At 72.0% G+C, this 22,940-nt stretch carries 29 protein-coding genes; 7 read left to right on the top strand and 22 right to left on the bottom strand.

Features of this window, described 5'->3' with window-relative positions; all coding sequences use genetic code 11:
- Positions 1-192: 192 nt before the first annotated feature.
- Positions 193-954 (bottom strand): phosphoglyceromutase, encoded by a 762-nt coding sequence (locus ACFXGI_RS32420; protein ID WP_030157053.1) that lies wholly within the window; start codon positions 952-954, stop codon positions 193-195.
- Positions 955-1,141: 187 nt separating this feature from the next.
- On the opposite strand from ACFXGI_RS32420, the gene ACFXGI_RS32415 reads away from it, so the two are divergent.
- Complete coding sequence (locus ACFXGI_RS32415; protein WP_384714529.1) at positions 1,142-2,422, top strand: MDR family MFS transporter; 1,281 nt, start codon at positions 1,142-1,144, stop codon at positions 2,420-2,422.
- 72 nt (positions 2,423-2,494) lie between these two features.
- Here the strand turns inward: ACFXGI_RS32415 and ACFXGI_RS32410 are convergent, their stop codons facing one another.
- Positions 2,495-2,983, bottom strand: a complete 489-nt coding sequence (locus ACFXGI_RS32410; protein ID WP_384714526.1) for a YbjN domain-containing protein — start codon at positions 2,981-2,983, stop codon at positions 2,495-2,497.
- Positions 2,976-4,358, bottom strand: a complete 1,383-nt coding sequence (mshA, locus tag ACFXGI_RS32405; RefSeq protein ID WP_384714523.1) for a D-inositol-3-phosphate glycosyltransferase — start codon at positions 4,356-4,358, stop codon at positions 2,976-2,978. Before mshA ends, ACFXGI_RS32410 begins: the two co-directional genes overlap by 8 nt.
- Positions 4,359-4,661: 303 nt before the next feature.
- Here mshA and ACFXGI_RS32400 point away from each other — a divergent pair, with 303 nt between their 5' ends.
- The 3 genes from ACFXGI_RS32400 to ACFXGI_RS32390 all read left to right on the top strand — a co-directional run bounded on the left by ACFXGI_RS32400 (position 4,662) and on the right by ACFXGI_RS32390 (position 8,372).
- The gene (locus ACFXGI_RS32400; RefSeq protein ID WP_229338328.1) at positions 4,662-5,474 is read left to right on the top strand and encodes a class I SAM-dependent methyltransferase; all 813 of its coding nucleotides are present in this window, start codon (positions 4,662-4,664) and stop codon (positions 5,472-5,474) included.
- A gap of 276 nt (positions 5,475-5,750) precedes the next feature.
- Complete coding sequence (locus tag ACFXGI_RS32395; RefSeq protein WP_384714520.1) at positions 5,751-6,812, top strand: C40 family peptidase; 1,062 nt, start codon at positions 5,751-5,753, stop codon at positions 6,810-6,812.
- 234 nt (positions 6,813-7,046) lie between these two features.
- Positions 7,047-8,372, top strand: a complete 1,326-nt coding sequence (locus ACFXGI_RS32390; protein ID WP_384714518.1) for a PP2C family protein-serine/threonine phosphatase — start codon at positions 7,047-7,049, stop codon at positions 8,370-8,372.
- 46 nt (positions 8,373-8,418) lie between these two features.
- Here ACFXGI_RS32390 and ACFXGI_RS32385 read toward each other — a convergent pair whose 3' ends face one another.
- The 5 genes from ACFXGI_RS32385 to ACFXGI_RS32365 all read right to left on the bottom strand — a co-directional run bounded on the left by ACFXGI_RS32385 (position 8,419) and on the right by ACFXGI_RS32365 (position 10,855).
- On the bottom strand, positions 8,419-8,766 hold the full coding sequence (locus ACFXGI_RS32385) for a DUF2516 family protein (RefSeq protein ID WP_030157060.1): 348 nt from the start codon (positions 8,764-8,766) through the stop codon (positions 8,419-8,421).
- 142 nt (positions 8,767-8,908) lie between these two features.
- A complete protein-coding gene (locus ACFXGI_RS32380) occupies positions 8,909-9,484 on the bottom strand; it encodes a hypothetical protein (protein ID WP_363124532.1) in 576 nt (191 codons plus the stop codon).
- Positions 9,485-9,510: 26 nt separating this feature from the next.
- Positions 9,511-9,921, bottom strand: a complete 411-nt coding sequence (locus ACFXGI_RS32375; protein WP_384714513.1) for a helix-turn-helix domain-containing protein — start codon at positions 9,919-9,921, stop codon at positions 9,511-9,513.
- A 51-nt stretch (positions 9,922-9,972) separates the two neighbouring features.
- Complete coding sequence (locus ACFXGI_RS32370) at positions 9,973-10,392, bottom strand: VOC family protein (protein WP_384714510.1); 420 nt, start codon at positions 10,390-10,392, stop codon at positions 9,973-9,975.
- Between the two features lie 10 nt (positions 10,393-10,402).
- The gene (locus ACFXGI_RS32365; protein WP_384714507.1) at positions 10,403-10,855 is read right to left on the bottom strand and encodes a helix-turn-helix transcriptional regulator; all 453 of its coding nucleotides are present in this window, start codon (positions 10,853-10,855) and stop codon (positions 10,403-10,405) included.
- Between the two features lie 123 nt (positions 10,856-10,978).
- On the opposite strand from ACFXGI_RS32365, the gene ACFXGI_RS32360 reads away from it, so the two are divergent.
- Together ACFXGI_RS32360 and ACFXGI_RS32355 are read left to right on the top strand one after the other, a co-directional pair.
- Positions 10,979-11,518 carry a hypothetical protein gene (locus ACFXGI_RS32360; protein WP_384714504.1) on the top strand — a complete coding sequence of 180 codons (540 nt, stop codon included), beginning with the start codon at positions 10,979-10,981 and terminating at the stop codon, positions 11,516-11,518.
- A 10-nt stretch (positions 11,519-11,528) separates the two neighbouring features.
- Positions 11,529-11,861 (top strand): deoxyxylulose-5-phosphate synthase, encoded by a 333-nt coding sequence (locus ACFXGI_RS32355; protein ID WP_384714501.1) that lies wholly within the window; start codon positions 11,529-11,531, stop codon positions 11,859-11,861.
- 55 nt (positions 11,862-11,916) lie between these two features.
- Here ACFXGI_RS32355 and ACFXGI_RS32350 read toward each other — a convergent pair whose 3' ends face one another.
- From ACFXGI_RS32350 to ACFXGI_RS32340, 3 genes are all read right to left on the bottom strand, one after another.
- Positions 11,917-12,684 (bottom strand): putative protein N(5)-glutamine methyltransferase, encoded by a 768-nt coding sequence (locus ACFXGI_RS32350; RefSeq protein ID WP_384714498.1) that lies wholly within the window; start codon positions 12,682-12,684, stop codon positions 11,917-11,919.
- Positions 12,685-12,699: 15 nt separating this feature from the next.
- The gene (locus tag ACFXGI_RS32345) at positions 12,700-13,944 is read right to left on the bottom strand and encodes a GNAT family N-acetyltransferase (RefSeq protein ID WP_384714495.1); all 1,245 of its coding nucleotides are present in this window, start codon (positions 13,942-13,944) and stop codon (positions 12,700-12,702) included.
- 83 nt (positions 13,945-14,027) lie between these two features.
- Positions 14,028-14,636 (bottom strand): AmfC protein, encoded by a 609-nt coding sequence (locus ACFXGI_RS32340; protein ID WP_384714492.1) that lies wholly within the window; start codon positions 14,634-14,636, stop codon positions 14,028-14,030.
- A gap of 162 nt (positions 14,637-14,798) precedes the next feature.
- Between ACFXGI_RS32340 and dtd the strand changes: the two genes are divergently transcribed.
- Complete coding sequence (gene dtd / locus ACFXGI_RS32335; protein ID WP_384714489.1) at positions 14,799-15,224, top strand: D-aminoacyl-tRNA deacylase; 426 nt, start codon at positions 14,799-14,801, stop codon at positions 15,222-15,224.
- A gap of 9 nt (positions 15,225-15,233) precedes the next feature.
- Here dtd and ACFXGI_RS32330 read toward each other — a convergent pair whose 3' ends face one another.
- From ACFXGI_RS32330 to ACFXGI_RS32280, 11 genes are all read right to left on the bottom strand, one after another.
- Positions 15,234-16,202: a YgfZ/GcvT domain-containing protein gene (locus tag ACFXGI_RS32330; RefSeq protein WP_384714486.1), complete on the bottom strand. Its 969-nt coding sequence runs from the start codon at positions 16,200-16,202 to the stop codon at positions 15,234-15,236.
- A 10-nt stretch (positions 16,203-16,212) separates the two neighbouring features.
- Positions 16,213-16,668, bottom strand: a complete 456-nt coding sequence (locus tag ACFXGI_RS32325; protein ID WP_229338304.1) for a Fur family transcriptional regulator — start codon at positions 16,666-16,668, stop codon at positions 16,213-16,215.
- A 67-nt stretch (positions 16,669-16,735) separates the two neighbouring features.
- Positions 16,736-17,308, bottom strand: a complete 573-nt coding sequence (locus ACFXGI_RS32320) for an FABP family protein (protein WP_030157076.1) — start codon at positions 17,306-17,308, stop codon at positions 16,736-16,738.
- 275 nt (positions 17,309-17,583) lie between these two features.
- Entirely contained in the window at positions 17,584-18,483 is a 900-nt protein-coding gene (locus tag ACFXGI_RS32315) for a hypothetical protein (protein WP_384714482.1), read from the bottom strand.
- Positions 18,480-19,295 (bottom strand): hypothetical protein, encoded by an 816-nt coding sequence (locus tag ACFXGI_RS32310; RefSeq protein WP_384714479.1) that lies wholly within the window; start codon positions 19,293-19,295, stop codon positions 18,480-18,482. Before ACFXGI_RS32310 ends, ACFXGI_RS32315 begins: the two co-directional genes overlap by 4 nt.
- Positions 19,292-20,065 (bottom strand): hypothetical protein, encoded by a 774-nt coding sequence (locus ACFXGI_RS32305; RefSeq protein WP_384714476.1) that lies wholly within the window; start codon positions 20,063-20,065, stop codon positions 19,292-19,294. Before ACFXGI_RS32305 ends, ACFXGI_RS32310 begins: the two co-directional genes overlap by 4 nt.
- Before the next feature lie 113 nt (positions 20,066-20,178).
- Entirely contained in the window at positions 20,179-20,442 is a 264-nt protein-coding gene (locus ACFXGI_RS32300) for a DUF3099 domain-containing protein (protein WP_119097642.1), read from the bottom strand.
- 129 nt (positions 20,443-20,571) lie between these two features.
- A complete protein-coding gene (locus tag ACFXGI_RS32295; RefSeq protein ID WP_229338292.1) occupies positions 20,572-20,862 on the bottom strand; it encodes a DUF1416 domain-containing protein in 291 nt (96 codons plus the stop codon).
- 63 nt (positions 20,863-20,925) lie between these two features.
- The gene (locus tag ACFXGI_RS32290; protein ID WP_384714472.1) at positions 20,926-21,771 is read right to left on the bottom strand and encodes a sulfurtransferase; all 846 of its coding nucleotides are present in this window, start codon (positions 21,769-21,771) and stop codon (positions 20,926-20,928) included.
- A gap of 177 nt (positions 21,772-21,948) precedes the next feature.
- The gene (locus tag ACFXGI_RS32285) at positions 21,949-22,032 is read right to left on the bottom strand and encodes a putative leader peptide (protein WP_350206375.1); all 84 of its coding nucleotides are present in this window, start codon (positions 22,030-22,032) and stop codon (positions 21,949-21,951) included.
- Positions 22,033-22,193: 161 nt separating this feature from the next.
- A complete protein-coding gene (locus tag ACFXGI_RS32280; protein ID WP_384714469.1) occupies positions 22,194-22,904 on the bottom strand; it encodes a DUF2993 domain-containing protein in 711 nt (236 codons plus the stop codon).
- Positions 22,905-22,940: the final 36 nt, after the last annotated feature.

The raw sequence follows: 22,940 nt of genomic DNA, 5'->3' as shown, positions 1-22,940 counted from the left end.
GCGAGAGGGCCGTCACCCCGGCCAAGGCGGCCGTCACGCCGCCGAGTCAGCACAAGGGCCCTGCCCGGAGTCCCTCTCGGCGAGGCGCTCCGCCCGCAAGACCCACCAGCCTGAGGGCCCAGAGGGGACCCAGGGCCTGAAAATGCCTCCCACCGGCGCCGTATGCGCAGGTGGGAGGCATGATCACGAAACTTACTTCTTCTTGCCCTGGTTCTTGACGGCCTCGATGGCGGCGGCCGCGGCGGCCGGGTCGAGGTAGGTGCCGCCCGGCTTGAGGGGCTTGAACTCGGCGTCCAGCTCGTAGGCGAGCGGGATGCCGGTCGGGATGTTCAGGCCCGCGATGTCGGCGTCGGAGATGCCGTCCAGGTGCTTGACCAGCGCGCGCAGGCTGTTGCCGTGCGCGGCGACCAGGACGGTGCGGCCCGCGAGGAGGTCCGGGACGATGCCGTCGTACCAGTACGGGAGCATGCGGACGACGACGTCCTTCAGGCACTCCGTCTTCGGGCGCAGCTCCGGCGGGATCGTCGCGTAGCGCGGGTCCTCGGACTGGGAGAACTCCGTACCGTCCTCGAGGGCCGGCGGCGGGGTGTCGTACGAGCGGCGCCACAGCATGAACTGCTCCTCGCCGAACTCGGCGAGGGTCTGGGCCTTGTCCTTGCCCTGGAGCGCACCGTAGTGCCGCTCGTTCAGGCGCCAGGAGCGGTGGACCGGGATCCAGTGGCGGTCGGCTGCCTCGAGCGCCATCTGCGCGGTGCGGATCGCGCGCTTCTGGAGCGAGGTGTGCACGACGTCGGGGAGCAGGCCGGCGTCCTTGAGCAGCTCACCGCCGCGGACCGCCTCCTTCTCGCCCTTCTCGTTGAGATTGACGTCCACCCAGCCGGTGAACAGGTTCTTCGCGTTCCACTCGCTCTCGCCGTGGCGGAGGAGGATCAGCTTGTACGGTGCGTCGGCCATGCGTACGAGCCTAATGGACGCGCGGGGGCGCTCGCGCGCGTGTCCACGGCCGTGGACACAGCCGTGGACGGGGCCGTGGACGGGGCCGTGGATTGACGGTGCGCGTCAATCCGGTGGCTCTCGCCGACCCCCACCCGTAGGGTGCGGTGAGCAGGAGAGCCACTTACATTACCGGGGGGAATCCGTCATGTCCGTTGCCAGTCTCAGACGGGCGGCGCGTGAGAGCGTGGCCGGCCTCCCCCGCGAGTTCTGGTGGCTGTGGACCAGCACCCTGGTGAACCGGCTCGGAGCCTTCGTCGCCACGTTCATGACCCTGTACCTGACCGTGGACCGGGGCTATTCGGCCTCCTTCGCGGGACTCGTGGTAGCCCTGCACGGGCTCGGCGGGGTCGTCTCCTCGCTCGGCGCGGGCGTGATGACCGACCGGCTCGGCCGGCGCCCCACACTGCTCGCGGCCCAGGCCTCGACGGCGTTCTCGGTGGCGCTGCTCGGCTTCATGGAGCACCCGGCGGCAATCGCGGCGGTGGCGCTGCTGGTCGGCATGACCTCGAACGCCTCGCGCCCGGCGGTGCAGGCGATGATGGCGGACATCGTCCGGCCGGAGGACCGGGTCCGGGCCTTCGCGCTGAACTACTGGGCGATCAACCTCGGCTTCGCCGTCTCGGCGACGGTGGCCGGCTTCGTCGCCGAGTACAGCTACCTGGCCGGGTTCCTCGGCGAGGCGGCGCTGACGCTGGTCTGCGCGGTGCTCGTGTACGCGAAGCTGCCGGAGTCGCGGCCGGAGCAGACCGCCGCGGAGCAGGCGGCCGCCGAACCGGAGATCGGGCTCGGGACGGTGCTGCGGGACGGGCCCTTCATGGGCGTGGTCGGGCTGTCGTTCCTGATCTCACTGATCTTCACGCAGGGCTCGTTCGGGCTGCCGCTGGCCATGGGCACGGGCGGGTTCTCCGCCGCGGACTACGGCATGGTCGCGGCCGTGAACGGGGTGCTGATCGTGCTGCTGCAGCTCCCGGTCACCCGGTTCATCGAGAAGGGCGACCCGCAGAAGCTGCTGGTGGCCTCGGCGCTGCTGGCCGGGTACGGGTTCGGGCTGACCGCCTTCGCCGGGTCGGTCTGGAGCCTGGGGCTGACGGTCTGCGTGTGGACGCTGGCCGAGATCGTCAACTCCCCGACCCAGATGGGCCTGGTCGCCCGGCTCTCCCCGCTGCACGGGCGCGGCCGTTACCAGGGCATGTACACGATGTCCTGGGCGGTGGCCTCGCTGGTGGCTCCGCTGATGGCCGGCTTCATGATCGACCGGTGGGGCGCGGGCTGGCTCTGGGCGTCCGTGGCCGTGCTGGGCACGGTGGCGGCGCTGGGGTACTGGCTGCTGATGCGGAAACTGGCCTACAGCGAGCCGGGGTCGGTGGTCTCGGCTTCGGCCCCGGCCCCGGCAGTCCGACCCGCCCCGGCCGTCGCCGAGGCCTGAGGAGTGTCCCCCGGTCCCGTACGTACGAAGCCCCCGCGCGCGGGGGCTTCGTACGTACGGGACCGGCCGCGCTCAGGACGTCGGCTGCGTCAGGTGCTTGAAGGCGTCCAGGTTGCGCGTCGGCTCGCCGCGCGAGACCCGCCACTCGTACTCGCGCCGGATCGCGCTCGCGAAGCCCAGCTCCAGCAGGGTGTTGAACGAACCGTCCGCCGCCTCCAGGACCGTGCCGAGCAGCCGGTCCAGGTCCTCCGGGGTGACGACGGACAGCGGGAGCCGGGCCGTCAGGTAGACGTCGCCCAGCGCGTCGACCGCGTAGGCCATCCCGTACAGCTTGAGGTTGCGCTCCAGCAGCCAGCGGTGGACGCCCGCCTCGTTCTCGTCGGGGTGGCGGATCACGAACGCGTTCACCGACAGCGAGTGCCGGCCGACCCGGATCGAGCAGGTCGTGGACAGCTTGCGGGTGCCGGGGAGCTGGACGACGTACGAGCCGGGCTCGGGGCTCTCCCAGCCCAGTCCGGCCTCGGTCAGCGTGCTCTCGATGATCGCGGCGGTGTCAGCCATGGTGGGAGCGTACGCGACGGCGGTGATCATGCATCGCCGCGGTGTACACGTCCGCCGTGCCGCTCGCCGCCGTGTCCCAGCCGAAGAACTGCGCGTGCCGCGCGGCCTCGGCGCCCATCCGGTCCGCGAGCCCCGGTTCGTCCACGAAGCGCCGCAGCTCGCGCGCGTAGTCCACCGGGTCGTGCCCGGGTACGAGGATCCCCGTCACCCCGTCGTTGACGGCGACGGGCAGCCCGCCGACCGCGGCGGCCAGCACCGGGGTGCCGGTGGCCTGGGCCTCGATCGCGACGAGCCCGAAGGACTCGCTGTACGAGGGCATGACGAGCACGGACGCCGCCCGGAACCAGTCGGCGAGCGCGTCCTGGCGGACCGGCGGGTGGAAGTGGACGATGTCGGCGATGCCGAGCTTCGCGGCGAGCTTCTGCAGCCCCTCCGGCTTGGCGAGCCCGCTGCCGCTGGGCCCCCCGACGACGGGGACGAACAGGCGCCGGCGCAGCGAGGGGTCGCGGTCGACGAGCTCGGCGACCGCGCGCAGCAGGATGTCAGGGGCCTTGAGGGGCTGGATCCGGCCCGCGAAGAGCGGGATGACGGCGTCCTGCGGCAGGCCGAGGCGGGCGCGGGCGGCGGCCCGGCCGTCGCCGACGGTGAAGCGGTCGAGGTTCACGCCCGGGTGGACGACGGCCACCTTGCCGGGGTCGGCCTCGTAGTGGCGGACGAGCTCGTCGGCCTCTTCGGTGGTGTTCGCGATGAGCCGGTCGGCGGCGGCCACGATCTGCGTCTCGCCGATGACGCGGGCGGCGGGCTCGGGCGTGTCGCCTGTGGCGAGCGCGGCGTTCTTGACCTTGGCCATGGTGTGCATGGCGTGGACGAGGGGGACGCCCCAGCGTTCGGCGGCGAGCCAGCCCACGTGGCCGGAGAGCCAGTAGTGGGAGTGGACGAGGTCGTAGTAGCCGGGCCGGTGGCCGGCCCAGGCCTGCATGACGCCGTGGGTGAAGGCGCACAGCTGGGCCGGGAGCTCTTCCTTGGCGAGGCCTTCGTACGGGCCCGCGTCCACATGCCGTACGAGGACCCCGGGGGCCAGCTCGACCGAGGACGGCAGACCGCCCTCGGTGGCGCGGGTGAAGATCTCGACCTCGATGTTGATCGCGGCGAGGCGCCTGGCCAGCTCCACGATGTACACGTTCATACCGCCTGCGTCGCCGGTGCCGGGCTGGTGCAGCGGCGAGGTGTGCACGCTGAGCATGGCCACGCGGCGCGGCTTGCGGTGGTGGCCGACGGCCGGCAGGCGCAGGCGCGGCGGGTCGTGGCGGGTGCCGCGGGCGGCGGCGATGCGGCCGCCGAGGCTGCCGCCGAGGCGGGACACGTACTGGCTCAAGGGAGCAGTTCCTCTCGCTCGGACGACACTCGGACGGCCCGCGGTGGGGTGGGCGGACCACCGGCGGGACTCGGACGGACACGGACAGGGCATGACGGAAGGAGCGCACGGGGCGCCCTTCAAGGAGTGCAACCCGGATGGCCGTGTCCCGCATTCCGGGGAAGCGCGCATTTTTCCTCGGCGTTTGCGTCGGCGGCCCGCCCGGGGGCGGTTTCCGTCAGGTCGGGCCCTTTCGTGCGGCGGCGCCCTTCGTGCCGCGGGGGCGTTTTCATCCGGTGGGTGCGCTCCGCTTACCCTCGGCGCATGTCCTCCCGCTCCGCCGCCCCGCCCCCGCGCCGCCCCGTGGGCACGGTGACGCGCGGGACGACGAATCCGAACCGGCTGCGCCGGATGGACCGCTGGATCGCGGCCACGCACGGGCCGGTGCTGCGGCGCTCGCAGGACCCGGTCGCGGTGGACCTCGGCTACGGGGCCGCACCGTGGACGGCGGTGGAGCTGCTGGCGCGGCTGCGGGAGGCGGCGCCGCGGGTGCGGGTGGTCGGCATCGAGATCGAGCCGGCGCGGGTCGCGGGGGCGAAGCCGTACGAACGGGAGGGGCTGAGCTTCCGGCACGGCGGGTTCGAGGTGCCGCTGGAGGGCGGGGCCCGGCCGACGCTGATCCGCGCGGCGAACGTACTGCGCCAGTACGACGAGGATCAGGTCGCGGCGGTATGGGAGCGGCTGTGCGCCCGGCTGACCCCGGACGGCCTGCTCGTCGAGGGCACCTGTGACGAGATCGGGCGGCGCCACGTGTGGGTCGCATTGGGGCCCGAGGGAGCGCGCACGGTGACGTTCGCGACCCGGCTGGGCTCCCTGGAGCGCCCCTCGGACCTGGCGGAGCGGCTGCCGAAGGCTCTCATCCACCGCAATGTGCCGGGGGAACCGGTGCACGCGTTCCTGCGCGACTTCGACCGGGCGTGGGCGGCGGCCGCCCCCTACGCCTCGTACGGGGCACGGCAGCGCTGGATCCGGACGGCGCGGGCGCTGGCCGCGGACTGGCCGCTGGCGGACGGGCCGGTGCGGTGGCGGCAGGGGGAACTGACGGTGCGCTGGGAGGCGTTGCGCCCGGCGGGGTGAATGTGGCGCGGCCGGGAACCGGTTGCCGGGGTGGCCCGTTGAGTCGTCGGGGACGGGTGTGGGGGGGCAGGTGTGGGGGACTGGACGGGGGCTGGACCGAGGGCGGAGCCAGGACCGGAGCCGGGGCCGGAGCCTGCACCGGGGCGAAGATCGGGACGGCCCCCGTGAGGGTGTTGGAATTCACCCACTCGTGGCACCATCCCGAAGGCAGGGCAAAGTTACTGATGAATAGTCAGATCTGATACCGGATCCGACTCGGGGCACCTTGGGGGGACCATGGGGACCGTGGAGCGCAGGCGATGGAGGGGTGCGTCCGCTCTCACGCTGCTGTGTGCGACGGCGCTGCTGGCGGTGTCGGCCATGACGGGCGTGGCCCAGGCGGCGCCGATGCCCGAGCCCGGCGCCAAGTCCCTTGAGCAGGTACGCAAAGAGATCGACGAGCTGTACCGCCAGGCGGGCACGGCGACGGACGCGTACAACCTCGCGGAGGGCGAGGCCAAGGCGCAGTCCGCCAAGATCGTCGAGATCGCGAAGCAGGTGGTGGCCGGCCAGGACCGGATCACCGCCCTGAAGAACCGCGCGGGGGCCGCCGCGCGCGCCCAGTACCGCTCGGGCGGGATGCCGGCCGGCGCCCAACTGGTCTTGAGCAACAACCCGAGCCAGTTCCTCGACGGGGCGGACCGCATCCGCCAGGGCGAGAAGGCGACCACGGACCTGCTCTCCGAAATGAACCGCACGCAGAGCGACTTGCAGCAGTACGCGAAGGACGCGAGCGCGCAGTGGGAGAAGCTCGAAGCCAACCGGATCAAGCAGGAGACCTCGAAGAAGCAGATCGAGGAGAAGATCAAGTCGGCGGAGTCGCTGGAGAGCAAGCTGCAGGCCGAGGAGAAGGCCCGGCTGATCCAGCTGGAGCAGGAAGCGCAGTACAAGGCGCAGACGGCCTGGCTCTCGACCGGTGTGCTGAAGGAGATCAACACCTCGGCGTCGGAGTCGGGGAAGAAGGCGGTCCAGTACGCCACGGCGCAGATGGGCAAGCCGTACGAGTGGGGCGCCGAGGGCCCGTCCTCGTTCGACTGCTCCGGCCTCACCTCCCAGGCCTGGCGCGCGGCGGGCAGGAGCATCCCGCGTACGTCGCAGGAACAGCTGCGGCTGCTGCCGAAGGTCGCGATCAAGGACATGCGGCCGGGTGACCTGATCATCTACTTCGACGACGCGACCCACGTCGGGATGTATGTGGGCGACGGCGCGATGATCCACGCCCCCCGCCCGGGCCGCAACGTCACCCTGGCCGGAGCCGGCTCGATGCCGATCAAGGCAGTGGTCCGCCCCGACGCGTAACCGCGGCCCCGCGGTGAGGGAACCCCGGAGGGCCGGGCGACGTCTCGGTGGGCGGGACTGCGATCGCCGTCGCCGTGACGTTTCTCATTCAGTGGGCACCCAGTGAGGCGGACTTTCCCCCGCGATAACGGCATATGCCTGCGGCGCTGGCCCGGAACACCATTCCGCTCCCCGGCCACCGCCCGCTAGGGTCTGCCGGACGCACCCTCGGGGGGAGGGAAGGAACCGGAGACGATGGCCGTACCCGTACCGCGGCAGAGGGAGACCCCCGCCACGGAGAGCGCTCAGGCAACCCCGCCGGCAACTTTGTCGGCAGCCGCGCCGGCAGCACCGCACGTCCCCGCCGCGCACGCCACCGCGCCCCAGGCGTCCCTGACCCTGCTGGTGATCGAGGACGACCCCGCGGGCGGGCTCACCGTGCCCGAGATCCTCGACGCCGACCGGCACCGCATCCGGCTCCGCACCGCCCGCAACCTCACCGAGGCCGCGCGCCTGCTCACCCACGACGTGCACTGCATCCTGCTCGACCTCTCCCTCCCCGCCACCGGATCCACGACGACGGGCGGCTCGCGCACCGCCGTCGTCGACCAGCTGGACACCCTGCGCGAGGTGCTCCGGATCGCGCCCCGCCACGCCGTCCTCGTCCTCACGGCCGAGGCCGACGCCGAGCGCGCCGCCGAGGCCGTACGGGTCGGCGCACAGGACTTCCTCTTCCGCGACGAGCTCGACGGCCGGCTGCTGAGCCGCGCGATCCGCTACGCCGTGGAGAGAAAACGGGCGGACATCGCCCAGTACAAGCTCGCAGAATCGAAACTTCGGGCCCAGGAGAACGCCCGCCTGGAGCGGGGACTGCTCCCCAACCCCCTCCTCGAAGGCTCCGACCTCCGCTTCGCCGCCCGCTACCGCCCCGGCCGCAGCCGCGCGCTCCTCGGCGGGGACTTCTACGACACCGTCCGCACCCCCGACGGCACCGTCCACGCCATGATCGGCGACGTCTGCGGCCACGGCCCCGACGAGGCCGCCCTCGGCGTCGAGCTCCGCATCGCCTGGCGCGCGCTGACCCTGGCCGGCCTGTGCGGCGACGACCTGCTGTCGACCCTCCAGGAGGTGCTGGAGGTGGAGCGCCCCAACGACGAGATCTTCGCGACCCTGTGCACGGTGGACATCTCCCCCGACGGCCGCCGCGCCGGCCTGTGCCTGGCCGGCCATCCGGCCCCTCTGATCTCCCGGCCGGGCCGCCGTGCGCGGCTCCTCCCGTACGAGAACAGCGGCCCGGCGCTCGGCCTGCTGTCCAAGGCCCGCTGGCCGCGCCGCCAGGTCGAGCTGGGCGGCACCTGGAGCCTGATGCTCTACACCGACGGGCTGATCGAAGGCCGCATCGGCGAGGGCAGGGAACGGCTGGGGCAGGACGGGATGGTCGAGATGATCAACCGCCACCTCGACCGCGGCCTGAGCGGCGAGGGGCTGCTGGAAGCCTCCGTCACCGAGGCCCGCCGACTCAACGGCGGCGAGCTCACCGACGACGTGGCCGTGGTCCTGCTCTCCCGCAACGGATCCTGACGGTCCTACCGAGAGCCCGACGAGCCCTGACGGGTCCCGACGCGGGTCAGCGCCCGCCGTTGTACGGGCCGTACGGACCGTCGCTGCTGCTCCCGCCGCTGCGCCGGCCGCCCCGCCCGCCGCCCGAGACCTGCTTGAGGGCCGGGCGTACGTCGACGAAGAACACGATGGTGGCCACGAGGCCGGCGATCTCCAGGAACAGCATCCCCAGGAAGAAGTCCACCAGCACGGTGACACCGAGGATGACCAGCCAGAAGGTCTTGGTCTGCTTGTCGGCGGCGCGGTACGCGTCCTCGCGCGCCAGCAGCGCGAACACGAAGGCCACGACGGCGAGTGCCAGCATGGCGAACCCGAGCAACGGAAGCACTCCGTTATCGAACCCGTTCATCAACATCGCCTGACCGCCTTCTCACGCTCGCACGCCTGATGCCGCCTGCCTCCACGCTACCGGCAGAGCGGCCCTCGCAGACAACAACGGGCCGGACACCTCGCTGGTGCCCGGCCCGCCGCCACGGAATTCGATTCCCGTTCGGGATTCAGCTCTCGTCGCCGGCCACGACGGCGGCCTTCTTCACGTTGTTCTTGCGCGCCGCGTTGCGCCGGGCGGCGGGCTTCTCCTCGGCCGAGGCGTCGGCGGCGGGCTCTTCGGCCTGCTCCTGCGCCGGCACCTGCTCCTGCTTCGGCTCGACGGCGACCGCGATGTCGACGATCTCCTCGGAGACCTCGCCGCGCCAGGTCCGCACGGCCTGCTCGCCGTGCTCGGCGACCTTGTCGTACGTCTCCTTGGCGCGCACCGCGTACTCGGCGGCCACGCCGACGCCGCGCAGCGCCAGGTCCTGCGCGGTCTCCCCGAGCTTCTTCGGGTCGATCGCGGTCAGCACGTCGGCGAACTTGGCGGCGACCGCCTCCTGCGCCTCGCGCGCCTTCTCCTGCACGACCTTGGGGTCGGTGTTCTTCACGGCCTCGATGCGCGCGGGGGCCTCGGCGCGCAGCTGCTCGATGAGCCCGGGCACCTTCTTCGCCTGCTGGACCGCGAGGTCGGCGGTGCCGGCGGCGAAGTAGAGCGGCGTCGGGTCGGTGAGGGTCTTCTTCAGGTCATCGGCGATGGCCATGGTGGCTGGTCCTCCCGGATCACAGTTCAGTTCGTAGGGTGCATCGCGTCGTCCCCGCCGGACGGGTGGGACGGGTCGGCCGGGTCGGCCTCGGCCGCGTTCTCCTTGCGGAACGAGTCGTAGATCTGGAGCAGCACCTGCTTCTGCCGCTCACTGATGGACGGGTCGCCGAGTATGACGGCCCGCGTCTCGACCTCGTCGCGATCGCGCTCGTCCAGGATCCCGGCCTGCACGTACAGCGTCTCCGCGGAGATCCGCAGCGCCTTGGCCAGCTGCTGCAGGATGTCCGCGCTCGGCTTGCGCAGCCCGCGCTCGATCTGGCTCAGGTACGGATTCGACACCCCCGCCGCGTCGGCCAGCTGCCGCAGCGAGAGCTGGGCCTGCCGCCGCTGTTCGCGGAGGTATTCGCCGAGATTTCCGACGTTGAGCGATGCCATGCCCCGATCCTGCCGCACCTTGCTAACTATTGCAAGCACCTGCTTGCAAAATCACCCACGGGCGCGGGGCTGGTTGAAGCGGAGCATGTTGCCGGCCGGGTCGCGGAAGGCGCAGTCGCGGACGCCGTACGGCTGGTCGGCCGGCTCCTGGAGGACCTCGCCGCCCGCCGCCCGGATGCGTTCGAAGGCGGCATCGACGTCGTCGGTGGAGAAGATCACGCCGCGCAGCATGCCCTTGGCGAGCAGCTCGGCCATCGCCTGCCGGTCGGCGGGCGCGGCGTTCGGGTTCGCGGCCGGCGGTTCGAGGACGATCTCCACGTCCGGCTGCGCGGGCGAGCCGACGGTCACCCAGCGCATCCCCTCGAACGCCACGTCGTTGCGCACCTCGAGGCCGAGGGCGTCGCGGTAGAAGGCGAGTGCCTTGTCGTGGTCGTCGACCGCGATGAAGCACTGGGACAGCTTGATTTCCATGCAGTCGACGCTAAGCGCGGGCGGGGGATTCCGCTTCCGGGCCGTTCTCGGCGGGCCCGCTCGTGGCGGGGCCGTTCCTGACGGGCCGCGTGAGGATCTTGGCCACGCACGCCGGGATGGCCGCGCCCGGTTCGTGGCTGCGGGCCCGGTACGCGCTCGGGCTCTCGCCGACCAGCTCGGTGAAGCGGGAGCTGAAGGAGCCCAGCGAAGTACAGCCGACCTCGAAGCAGACCTCCGTGACGCTCAGGTCCCCCCGCCGCAGCAGCGCCTTCGCCCGCTCGACGCGGCGGGTCATGAGGTAGCTGTACGGGGTCTCCCCGAAGGCGGCCCGGAAGCTGCGGGAGAAGTGCCCCGGCGACATCAGGGCGACCCGCGCCAACTCGGCCACGTCGAGGGGCCGGGCGTACTCGCGGTCCATCATGTCCCGGGCCCGGCGCAGCCGTCTGAGGTCATCGAGCGTCACCCCGCCAGCGTACGGCGGGGGCGGCGCCGGCGGGAGGCCGTGACCGGCGCCGGCCGCGCCGGGCCCGGATCGGACGCCGTCAACTCGTTCGCCCTGCCGCTGCGTTGTCCGTACGCTCGCCAGATGGCGATACCCGAGAACGTCGAGGCGTGGGACCGGGTGGAGCGCCGCCCGGACCTCGTCGCATACCTGCTCCTGCTCTCGGCCGAGTACGCAGGCGCAGGGGCGCACCGCACCCTCGACGGCTTCCTCCTGGGCTGGGTGACGGTCCTGGACCGGCACCTCGACGGCACCGCCGTGCTCGGCGGCGGCTGGCGCGGGCTGGCCTGTCAGCTGTACCGGGCTCGCACGGCCGAGCCGCACCGGGACACCGCGCTCGCCGAACCCCCGACCGCCGAGGACGCGGTGTCGAACGCGTCGGACCTGCGCCGGTACCTGGCGACGCTGGCCGTGGACTTCGCCCGCGACCGGCAGGAGATGCGCACCCGCGCCGCCCGCGGCCTGTGGGCCGGGGACGGCGGGAGCTGGGCGCACGGCACCGCGGAAGCATGGTTCGACGGCTGGGCCGCATGGCTCGCGGTCACGCCGTACGCCCACGAGCTGGAACCGGTCGGCTGGCGATCGGTCGCCGAACAGCTCTCGGCCGCACGGATCTACGAGTAGGAGCTTCGCCGTGCCGCATCGGTTCGCCCACGTCTGCCTGTCCTGCCGGATCTCGCTCAAGCTCGCACGCCACGGCGAACGCGGCGAGGAGCGGGACCACCGGTGCCCGCGCTGCCGCGGGGCGCTGGTGTGCGCCGGTGACGCCTTCGCGGCGCCGCCGCGCCGGGACGTCGACAGCTGGCGCGTGGTCGGCGCCCTGCTGGCCGCCGGGGTCGACTTCCGGCAGGCCTGCTGCGGCTGCGGACCCGGCTACCGCCCGCGCACCCTGCGCGAGGTGCGGGAACGTACGGAGCGGGCCCGCAGGACCGGCCGGCCCCTCGCCCGGGCCCTCACCACGCCCTGAGCGGCGAGCGTGCGTGCCAGGCCCCGCCGGCCAGACGGGACTTTGACGACACGACCTAGGCCGCGCGCGTGCCGATCGCCAGCGTGGCGTGCAGGTCCTCCGAGGTGGTGGCGCGGACGATCAGGCCCGCCGCCGAGAGGGCCGAGGCCGTACGGGGGGACTGGCGGGCGCTCGTCTCGATCAGCAGGCGACCGCCCGGGGCCAGCCAGGGCAGGGCCCCCGCCGCGACCCGGCGGTGGATGTCCAGGCCGTCCGGGCCGCCGTCCAGGGAGGTCAGCGGCTCGTGGTCGCGGGCCTCCGACGGGAGCAGCCCGATCTCCTCCGTCGGTACGTACGGGGCGTTGACCAGCAGCAGGTCCACCCGGCCGCGCAGCGAGTCGGGCAGCGCCGCGTACAGGTCGCCCTCGTGGACCTGGCCGCCGTACGGGGCCACGTTCAGCCGCGCGTACGCCAGCGCCGCCGGGTCGATGTCCGCCGCGTGCAGCTCCGCCCTCGGGCCCAGCTGCGCCGCCACCGCCGTGCCCAGCGCGCCGACCCCGCAGCACAGGTCCAGGACGACGGCGTCCGGCCGGCCCAGGGACACCGCCTCCTGCACCAGGAACTCGGTGCGTCGGCGCGGTACGAAGGCCCCCTCGCCCACGCGCATGCGCAGCCCGCAGAACTCGGCCCAGCCGACGACGTGTTCCAGCGGTTCGCCGCCGGCCCGGCGGGCCACCAGGTCCGCCAGGTGCCCGTCGTCCTCGGCGGCGTCCGTCAGCAGCTCCGCCTCCTCCTCCGCGAAGACGCAGCCCGCCGCCCGCAGGGTTTCGACAATCGAAGTCACTGGATCCGATCCCTCTCAGAAGATGTCCGGGCACCACGGGCGGCGCGCCGTGCGGAACACCGCGTCCGCGAGCGCCAGAGCCCCCGGCCGCTCCTCCACGATCCGCCCGAGCGCGCCGAGCCGCACCGCCGACTCGTCGCCGAGGTACAGGGAGCCCAGCGCCGACGCGTCGAGCCGCAGGTCCGCCGGCTCCACGGTGGCCTCGCACTCCCCCGTGCCCGCGTCCAGACGGTAGCGCCCGGCGGCCGGACCGGCCGGGTCCGTGACCTCCAGCACCAGGACCCCGGGCACCTCGTACGTCCGCGCGCCCAGCGCCCGTACGACGTCCAGCACGCGCACCCACAGGAAGTCCGAGGCCGTCACGATCCTGGCGGCACGCGGGTCGGGCAGCAGCCGGCCCACGAGGTCGTCGGGGGCGCGGTAGCCCGTGCGGACCTTCAGCACCCAGTCGATCGAGCACAGGAAGTGCCACAGCGCGCGCTGCGCCTCCGGCGTGACCGCTATCAGGTCCTTGACCTGCACGGTGTTGAGCGGGACCTTCGCGTCCGTCCAGTGCTCGTCGGCCCCGTACACGACGAGGCCGGCCGGCTCGCCCTGCGCCGTCCGGTAGACGGCGTGGAACTTGCCCTTGTACGGGCGGGAGGACATCTCCTCCAGTCCGGTGGCCAGGCTCCACCAGCGCGCGTTCCGGCTGACCGTGCCGGGCGACACCGCCCGCAGCCTCTCGTGCAGCCCGGGTCCGACGGCGCGCGCCTCGGCCGCGTCCACCAGCTCGATCCGGCCCCCGTCCGCGGGCCCGGACCAGCGCGGGTCGAGCCCGGTGCGGCTCACGTCGATCTCCCACTCGGCGATCGACGCGGCGGGCCCGTACCCGTAGCGCCCGTAGATCGGGTACTCGGCGGCGATCAGCGTGGACACGACGTCGCCGCGTTCCCGCGCGGCCGCCAGCTCGGTGGCCATCATCCGGGTCAGCAGACCGCGCCGGCGGTGCGTGGGCAGCACGGCGACGTTGGTGACGGCGCTCGCGGGCACGCTCGCCCCACCCGGGACGGTCAGCTCCTGGGCGAAGGAGCGGAAGGTGGCCACGCAGCGGCCGGCGGATTCGTCGAAGGCGCCGAGCGTGCGGGCGAAGTCGGCGTGCTTGGCCCGCTGCGCGATTTCGGATGCGTCGGCGGGTTCAGGGCGCAGGAAGCCGCTGTTCACGGCTCGCAACCACTCGGGGAATTCGGATTCGGCGATGGGCCGGACGGCAGCACTCATAACCGGCCACGCTAACCGCCGCTCCGGTCCTCGTCGCGCGAATTACCCGTGCCGGACCACGCCGGACGGGCAACCCCCGCGGGCTACACCAGCAGGTCGTCCACCTGTGCCTCGCCCTCCCGGTAGCGCCGGGTGATCTCCGCGGTGCAGTCGTCGGCCGTGCGCTGCAGCTGCTGCCGGCGCCGCGAGACCTGCTGCTCGTACCGCACCAACCGGCCCATGGCGTCGTGCAGTTCGCCGTCGGTACGGGCGACCAGGTCCGACAGCTCCACGTCCGACAGCATCTCCGCCGCCAGCAGCCGGAACTCCTCGCTGTGCGGGGTGCAGAGCGTGACGTGCCGGGCGGAGGCGCTGCGGCTGGAGGGCGCGTCGGCGAGGATCTCCGAGAGCCGGTCCACCACCGGCGCCTCCGGGGTCACCGGGGCGTCCGGGTCGCTGCGCCGGGCCAGTTCGGCACGCAGGATGTCGATCCGGCCCTGGAGGAGTCTGCGTACGTAGCTCAGATCGGCCTCGTCGCGCTGCGCGTCGCGGCGCAGCGTACGCAGCTCCGGGAGCCCGAGTGCGGTCGCGGGCGTGGTCGGCGCCTGCTCCCCTCCCGTGCGCTGCGCGGGCGGGCGGACCGCGCCCGGCGCAGTGGCCGCGGGTGATGCAGGTACGGGTGATGCAGGTACGGAGGTACCAGAAGTATTCATGTGAACGTGTCCGTCCCCTCGACCGGTGCATGGGGTCTCCCCCGGCCCGTGGGACCGGGGGGAAGCACCGCCTGCGTGCATCGTGCCACTCTCCGTGGTGCAGGTGCAGTCCCACTCCACCCGATCGGCCCCTGATGGGTGCACGCCTGATACACAGGTGGTATGCGAGCAGTGGTGCAGAGGGTGGACGGCGCGAGCGTCGTCGTGGCCGGCGAGACCGTGGGCGAGATCGTCGGCGAGGGGCTGTGCGTGCTGGTGGGGGTGACCCACGACGACACCCCGGAGAAGGCGGCGCAGCTGGCGCGCAAGCTGTGGTCCGTACGGATCCTGGAGGCGGAGAAGTCCTGCAGCGACGTGGGTGCGCCGCTCCTGGTGATCTCGCAGTTCACGCTCTACGGGGACGCCCGCAAGGGCCGGCGCCCCACCTGGAACGCGGCGGCGCCCGGCGAGGTCGCCGAGCCGCTGGTCGACGAGGTCGTCGCGCAGCTGCGGGCGCTGGGGGCGACGGTGGAGACGGGCCGGTTCGGCGCGGACATGCGCGTCTCGCTGACCAACCACGGCCCGTTCACCATCGTCATCGACATCTAGGCACCGCCGTCACGGTGCGACGACGACCTCCTGCGCGGCGGCCGTCGTGCCGACGAGCAGCGGGGCGTCGACCGGCACGTTCCGCTTGACCAGCGCGAGCGCGATCGGGCCGAGCTCGTGATGGCGGACCGCGGTGGTCACGAAGCCCAGCTGGCGGCCCTCCTCCCCGTCGGCGGCGAGCCGGATCGGCGTGCCGTGCGCCGGGAGCAGCACCTCGGAGCCGTCCAGGTGCAGGAAGACCAGGCGGCGCGGGGGCTTCCCCAGGTTGTGGACGCGGGCCACCGTCTCCTGGCCGCGGTAGCAGCCCTTCTGCAGGTGCACGGCGGTGCCGATCCAGCCCAGCTCGTGCGGGATGGTGCGGTGGTCGGTCTCCAGTCCGAGCCGCGGCCGGTGCGCCTCGACGCGCAGGGCCTCGTACGCGAGGAGGCCCGCGGCGGGGCCGTGGGAGGCTGCGAAGGCCTCCAGCTCGGCGCGGGGCAGGAAGACGTCGCGGCCGTACGGGGTCTCCCGTACGGGGTGCTCCTTGGCGAGCTCGGCGATGGAGCCGGCCGGCAGGTGGACGACGGCGAAGTCGGCGGTGCGGTCGGCGACTTCGACGCGGTAGAAGAACTTCATCGACTCCAGGTAGGCGATCAGCGCCTCCTGGGTGCCGGGCTCCACGTGCGCCCACACGGTCTCGCCGTCGTCGACGAGGTAGAGCGCGTGCTCGATGTGGCCGTTGGCGGAGAGGATCAGCGCCTCGGTGGCCTGCCCGGGCGCGAGTTCCGTCAGGTGCTGGGTGAGCAGCAGGTGCAGCCAGCTCAGCCGCTCCGGTCCGGTGACGGTGACGACTCCGCGGTGCGAGAGGTCGACGAAACCGCGGCCGTCGGCGAGCGCGCGCTGTTCGCCGTACAGCTCTCCGTAGTGGGCGGCGACGCCCTCGTCGCGGCCTTCGGCCGGTACGGCGCCGGGGAGATGGAGCAAGGGGCTGCTGGTCATGCCACCAAGCCTACGACGGGGTGTCCTGGTGCTTGGCGGCGCACTTCTTGCAGAGCCCGAAGATCGCGAAGTGCTTCATGTCGGTCTCGAAACCGAAGGTGGCGCGCAGCTTCGCGGTGAACTCGGCGGCGATGTCCACGTCCGCCTCGATCACGTCGGTGCACTCGCGGCAGACCAGGTGGATGTGGTGGTGCCGGTCGGCGAGGTGGTACGTGGGGGCCCCGTGCCCGAGGTGGGCGTGCGAGACCAGCTTCAGCTCCTCCAGGAGCTCCAGCGTGCGGTAGACGGTGGAGATGTTGACCCCGGACGCGGTCTTGCGCACCTGGGCGAGGATCTCGTCCGGCGTCGCGTGCTCCAGGCTGTCGACCGCTTCCAGCACGAGCTGGCGCTGCGGGGTCAGCCGGTATCCGCGCTGCCGCAGGTCGCTCTTCCAGTCGGCACTCTCGGTGTCTCCGATGCTCCCCACCCGGCCAGTGTAAGCGCGCGAAGGGGACCGCGGGCCGAGCCCGCGGTCCCCTTTCGCGCAAGACCCGTCAGCGGAAGAAGGCGATGCCGTCGTCCGGCATGTCCGGGAGGTTGCGCGCCATCTCGGCGACCTCCTCCGGGGTGACGACCTTCTTGAGCTGGGCCGACATGTACGGGCGCAGCTCGACGTCCGGGGTGGCCTTCTCGCCGACCCACATCAGGTCGCTCTTCACGTAGCCGTAGAGCCGCTTGCCGCCGCTGTACGGGCCGGAGGCGGCGGTGCGGGCGACGGCGTCCGTGACCAGGTCGATCTGGGGCTTCTGGTCGGCGAGCTCGCCGTACCAGACCTCGACGACGCCCTGGTCGCGGACCATGACGATCTCGACCTTGCGGTCCTTGTCGATGCGCCAGTAGCCGGACTCGGACTCCAGCGGCCGCACCTTGTTGCCCTCGGCGTCGAGGACCCAGCTGTGGGAGGTGTATTCCAGGAAGTCCCGGCCGTCGTGGCTGAAGACGACTTCCTGGCCGAAGTTGCACTTCTCTTCGCCGGGGAAGTCGAAGACGCCCGCGCCCTCCCAGGTACCGAGGAGGAAGGCGAGGGGCACGAGGCCCGGGTTCAGGTCGGACGGGATCTGGATCATGTGTGGCTGCTCAGGCGATCTGTGGGAGGGGTTCCGGGTCCGGGACGGCGGCCGATCGGAGGATCAGCGCTGGCCCTGGTACAGCTTCTTCACTGCGAGGCCGGTGAAGGCGAGCACGCCGACGCAGACCAGGACCAGCAGGGAGGTGAAGAATGCCTCAAGCACGGGGTGCTCCTCGAAGTGATGTGGGCGTGTACGGGGCCGGTCCCCAAGCCTACTGGCCCGGGGACCGGCGCACTCCGTGAGGTAGGCCGCACGGCATTTCCCGTCAGGTGTCAGCTCAGCAGCTGGCTCTGCAGGATCACCGTCTGGTGGAAGGGGACGGTGGCCACGCCGGACTTCCGGGTCTGGATGATCACGCCCTGGACGTCACCCGCCTGGAGGCACCCGAGCCTGGTCTGCTCCTCGCCGCCCGCCGGCTCGGGCTCCCGGTACAGGTTGACGTGGTTGCCGCTGAGACCGCCGGCGTACCCGGCGATCCGGCGCTCCGGGCTGGACTGCTTGGTCTTGACGTCCTTCCAGGACAGGTCCGTCTCCAGGACCGGGGCGCCGGCCAGCTGCATGTTGACGGTGCAGCCGCGGAAGGCGTCCACGAAGCCCTCGGCGTGGAAGCGCAGCAGGTAGACGTGCGTGCGCGTGCCGTCGGGCATGGTCCAGCCCCGGCCGACGATCTGGCGCAGCCCCTCGTACTCCAGGCCCTCCTTGAGCTTCGCCCGGCCGTCCGGGGCGTACTCCTCCAGAAAGGCGTCGACGGACACCGCCCCGTCCTTGTCCGTCCTGACCCCGTCGTCGGGCCGGGCGCCCTCGGGGGCGGGCAGCAGCAGGCCGGTGAGCGGCGCGTAGTGCGTGCCGGCCTTGTTGTCGGGGCCCTCGGGCAGCGGGGCGCCGGCGGGCAGGGCGGGCTTGGCCAGGGCCGGGTACGTCCAGCGGCCGTCGTCCCGGGTGGACAGGCCGGGGATGTCGGTGCGCTCCGGCCGGGCGATCCCGTACGTGACCCCCGTGCCGACGGCGGCGAAGACGAGGACGGCGGCCGTCCAGCGCAGCGCCGCGAACAGCTTGCGGCGGTCCTTGGGCTTGGCGGCGGCGGGTACGGCGGCCTCGGCCACCGGCACGGCCTCGGCCACCGGGACGGCCTCGGCCGCGGGAACGGTCTCGGCGGTGTTCTGCTCGGTCACACGGACTCCCCGGGGGACTTCAGGTGGTTCATCTGCTGCTTGAACAGGTCCACGGCCTCGGTGGCGGAGAACGGCGGGATCCCGTACGCCCGGAAATCCACGAGGACGTCGCCCTGGACCGCCACGCAGTCGATGGTGTCGATCTCCTCCTTCTCCTTCCCCTCCGGGTCGCGCACCTTCTGCAGCGCGCACTTGGCGTCGGGGAAGCCGTCCGCCTTCGGCGCCTGGCGGTCGTCGGCGACCAGTTCGAGGATCTTCTTGGTGACGTCCGAGAACTTGGCGAGCGCCGACGGATCGGCCTGCGTGAGGCGTACCTCCGCCACCAGCCCGAGGTGGTCCTTGCTGTAGCTGCGTCCGGCCGTGCCCTTCAGCTTCAGGTCGGCCAGCGCCTTGTCCCGCTGCTCCCGCTGCGCACCGGAGAGCCCGGAGCGCGCTTCCTTGAAGGCTTCGATCGCCCGCTCGCCCGACACGTAGAAGTCGTTGCCGTCCGCGCCCATGTCGGGGCCGAGGCTGTAGTTGACCGGCAGCGGCATCAGCTTGCCGGTGAGCTCGTTCGCCGGCACGGCCGGAACCGGCTGCGGCGAAGCGCTGGGCGTGGGGCCCGCCGCGATCCAGTACCGGGTCGGCGCGCTGCGGTCGGCGTCGGCGACCGCGGCGGACGCCCAGAGGGCGCCTGCGGCGAGGACGGCCAGCGCGGCGGCGCCGGCGGCCAGCGCCACGGCCTTGCGCTTCGCCGCGCGCGGCGGCGCCACGGGGGCCGGGGTCCCGTCCGTCGCCGCGGCGGTCAGGTCCTCGTTCTGCCGGTCGTTCACAGGCGCTCCCACTGCCGCTTGGCCAGCTCGACGACCGTGTTCTCGTCGATGGTGCCGCGGTTGTTCGTGTACTCGATCTCCATGACGATGTCGCCGCGGCGGGCGATGACCCGGGACGAACGGACCGGGTAGTACCCGGGCTTCTCGTGGGCTTCGGAGTCGATCCAGAGGTGGCCGTAGGCCGCGGGCACACCCGGCATGTCCTTGCCCGTGTTGCCCGCGTACTCCTTCTTCTCCAGGTAGCCCTTGTCGTGCTGGTAGGCGTCGGCCCCCGCACGGTCGGCGAACTGGAACAGCTGCACCGAGACGTAGTTCCGCTCGTCCTCGGACCACCGGCGGCTGGCGATCCGGCGGATGTCCTTGCGGAGCAGGAAGCCGAGCCCCTGGTTGGGCTGCTTGTAGTAGTCCGCGGAGAACTGGTCCGGATCCTCGTAGCCCGAGGAGGTGACCTTCGCCCCGGACGGGGCCTCGATCAGCGTCTTGGCCAGGTCGTCGTCCGTCTTGTGCCAGCGGTTGGCGTTGACGGAGCGCGTGCTCGTCGACTCGTTCGGAGCCTGCGGCTTCGGCTGGTCGATCGTCTTCTGCGCCAGCGGCGGCAGGGGCGTGGGCTCGCGGTCGTACTGGATCGCGTAGCCGGTGACCGTGCCCGCGAGCACGCCGAGCACGACGGCGCCGGCGATCAGGAGGACCGTACGGCGGCCGTCGCGAGGGCGGCGGACTGAGGTCTCCTCCCCGGCCGGCTGCTCAGGGATGGTCTCTGCGTGTTCCAAGGAAGTCCCCCCACAGGACGTGCGGCATCAGGTGATCACCCGTGCACACGCATGACCTGTGCAGGAGGGGGGTGGTTGTACACACCCTTATTACGTTCTTATCTCGCGGCGTTTCAGTCCTCGTGACGCCGCTTTCCGTCCAGTTCGTCCCACCACTCGTCGGACTTCGGGTCCCCCGAGGGGTCGTCCCACCAGCGGTCTTCCGGGCCCCGGCGGTTCGCGATCATCGCGGCGACCGGCGGGATGACCATGGCGACCACGCACAGGGCCACGGCCGCCTCGACCGAGAACAGCCGCACGAAGGACCAGGCGGATACGAAGAGGAAGATGCATCCGCCCATGAGGACGAAGTAGACGCGGCGCCGCCGGGCGTACATGCATCCAGCGTAGGGCCGGAGGGGGAACGGCGCGCAGGGTCGCGACGGCACGAAGGGCCGCACCCCGTTCCAGTGGCGTCCAACCCCCGGGGGTGCGGCCCTTCGGCCGGTCATTCAGGCGTGCGGTGCTCAGACCGCGATCGCCACGTCCGTCACGCCGCCGGCCTCGGCCACGACCACGGCGCGGTCGGCCTGGCCGCCGGAGACCAGGGCGCGCAGGGTCCACGAGCCGGTCGCCGCGTAGAAGCGGAACTGGCCGGTCGCCGAGGTCGGGACCTCGGCCGTGAACTCGCCGGTCGAGTCGAGCAGGCGCACGTAGCCGACGACGGGCTCGCCGTCGCGCGTCACCTGGCCCTGGATGGCGGTCTCACCGGGCTTGAGCGTCGCGAGGTCGGGCCCGCCGATCTGTGCTCCACACATGTTCTCTGTCCTGTCCTAGAGAGGTCGTATCTACGGAGGGCGTCGCGTGCCCGGCCGTCGTGGTTACTTGTTGGGGCCGAGCTCGATCGGCACGCCGACCAGCGAGCCGTACTCGGTCCAGGAGCCGTCGTAGTTCTTGACGTTCTCCTGGCCCAGGAGCTCGTGCAGCACGAACCACGTGAGCGCGGAGCGCTCACCGATGCGGCAGTACGCGATGGTGTCCTTCGCCAGATCGACCTGCTCGGCCTGGTAGAGGGCCGTCAGCTCCTCGTCGGACTTGAAGGTGCCGTCGTCGTTGGCGTTCTTCGACCACGGGATGTTGCGGGCGCTCGGCACGTGGCCGGGGCGCTGCGACTGCTCCTGCGGGAGGTGCGCCGGGGCGAGCAGCTTGCCGGAGAACTCGTCGGGCGAGCGGACGTCGACCAGGTTCAGGGAGCCGATCGCGGCCACGACGTCGTCGCGGAAGGCGCGGATCGAAGCGTCCTGCGGCTGGGCCTTGTACTGGGTCGCCGGGCGGTTCGGGACCTCGGTGCCGTCGACCAGGTCGCGGGAGTCGAGCTCCCACTTCTTGCGGCCGCCGTCGAGGAGGCGGACGTCCTGGTGGCCGTACAGCTTGAAGTACCAGTAGGCGTAGGAGGCGAACCAGTTGTTGTTGCCGCCGTAGAGGACGACCGTGTCCCCGTTGGAGATGCCCTTGGCGGAGAGGAGCTTCTCGAAGCCCTCCTGGTCCACGAAGTCGCGGCGGACCGGGTCCTGGAGGTCCTGCTTCCAGTCGATCCGGACAGCGTTGGTGATGTGGTTCTTGTCGTACGCGGACGTGTCCTCGTCCACCTCGACGATGACGACATCGGCGTCGTTCAGGTGGGCCTCGACCCAGTCGGCGTCTACGAGGACGTCGCTGCGGCTCATGGTGTTCTCCTCCGGGGCAGTGTGCGGCGGGATCTGCGGGTACTCCTGGTGCGTACCGCTGCGGGCGGCTTCCTCGGGCACTGCGCGGGGAGGCGTCAGCGGGCAGGAGGGGACGGCTGCAATGCGGTCACGCGGGAAGGACGGTCGTCCGGCTGATGGAGCGGAAGCGCTCACAGGTCACATGGATCGACAGAGCATGGCGGCGACGCGACACAGGTCTACTGCCCGTCGCTTCGTGAGGTCCGCCTGCTGATGCTTCATAGCCATGGATCGTAGGGACGAATCGGCCACCCTGTCACCGGCGTATCATATACCGAGACAGGATCGTCCGAATAGTGGGATGAATACACCTTCGGACGGCTGCCGCACCGCCTCCGGGGCCTTCGCACGCCCCGCCCTTCTGCGGATCGGACAACGCCGTCTCACGATCCGGCCAGCACCACGTCCGTACCGCTCAGCGTGAGGTGCACGCCGGACTCGTCCGAGGTCAGCGCGGTCAGCTTGAGCCCGGACGGCAGTCCGCTGTCGAGCCTGCGGTCGAAGTCGGTCTTCTTGCGGACCGCGCTCTCGATCCCGGGCAGGCCCTCGCCCGGCACCTCGTCGGCCCGGACGCGGACCGTCTTGCCGCCGCCGGGGGCGTCCACGAGCGTGACCGTCGACACCACGCTGGGGGCGAGCCTGCGGCCGAGGACCTCCACGGCCGCCGTCACCTTCACCTTGCCGGGCGCCCCGCCGTACGTGACCGTCACACCGGTCTGCGAGGCCTCGGTCAGGTCCCGGTACGTGACGAGGGCCGTGCCCTCGGCCCGCTTCGCGGTGCCCCCGCTGTAGTCCCCGTTCAGCTTCACGCCGTGGAAGCCGGCGTCCAGCTCCGAGAGCCGCGTCTTGCGGCCGTCCGACACCGCCTCGACGCCCTTGAGCTTCACGTCGACGCGGTCGAGGTCGTGGCTGAGCGCCTGGGTCAGGAACGGGAACCCGTGGATGTCCACCTCCGTGGACCCGGCCAGCCCCTGGCGGGCCTGGATGCGCTCGGCCAGCCGGTTCTCGGCGTAGTTCACCGCCCAGCGGTCGGCGCCGGCGAACAGCGCCCCCAGCACCACTCCGATGATCACAACTACGCGCAGGAACCGCACGTGCCCTCCCCCTGTAGACCGGTACGTGCGTTCTAG

The sequence above is a fragment of the Streptomyces sp. NPDC059355 genome (assembly GCF_042752335.1).
In the GTDB taxonomy this organism is placed as follows: Bacteria; Actinomycetota; Actinomycetes; order Streptomycetales; family Streptomycetaceae; genus Streptomyces.
This window is presented reverse-complemented; position numbering and strand designations above follow the sequence as displayed.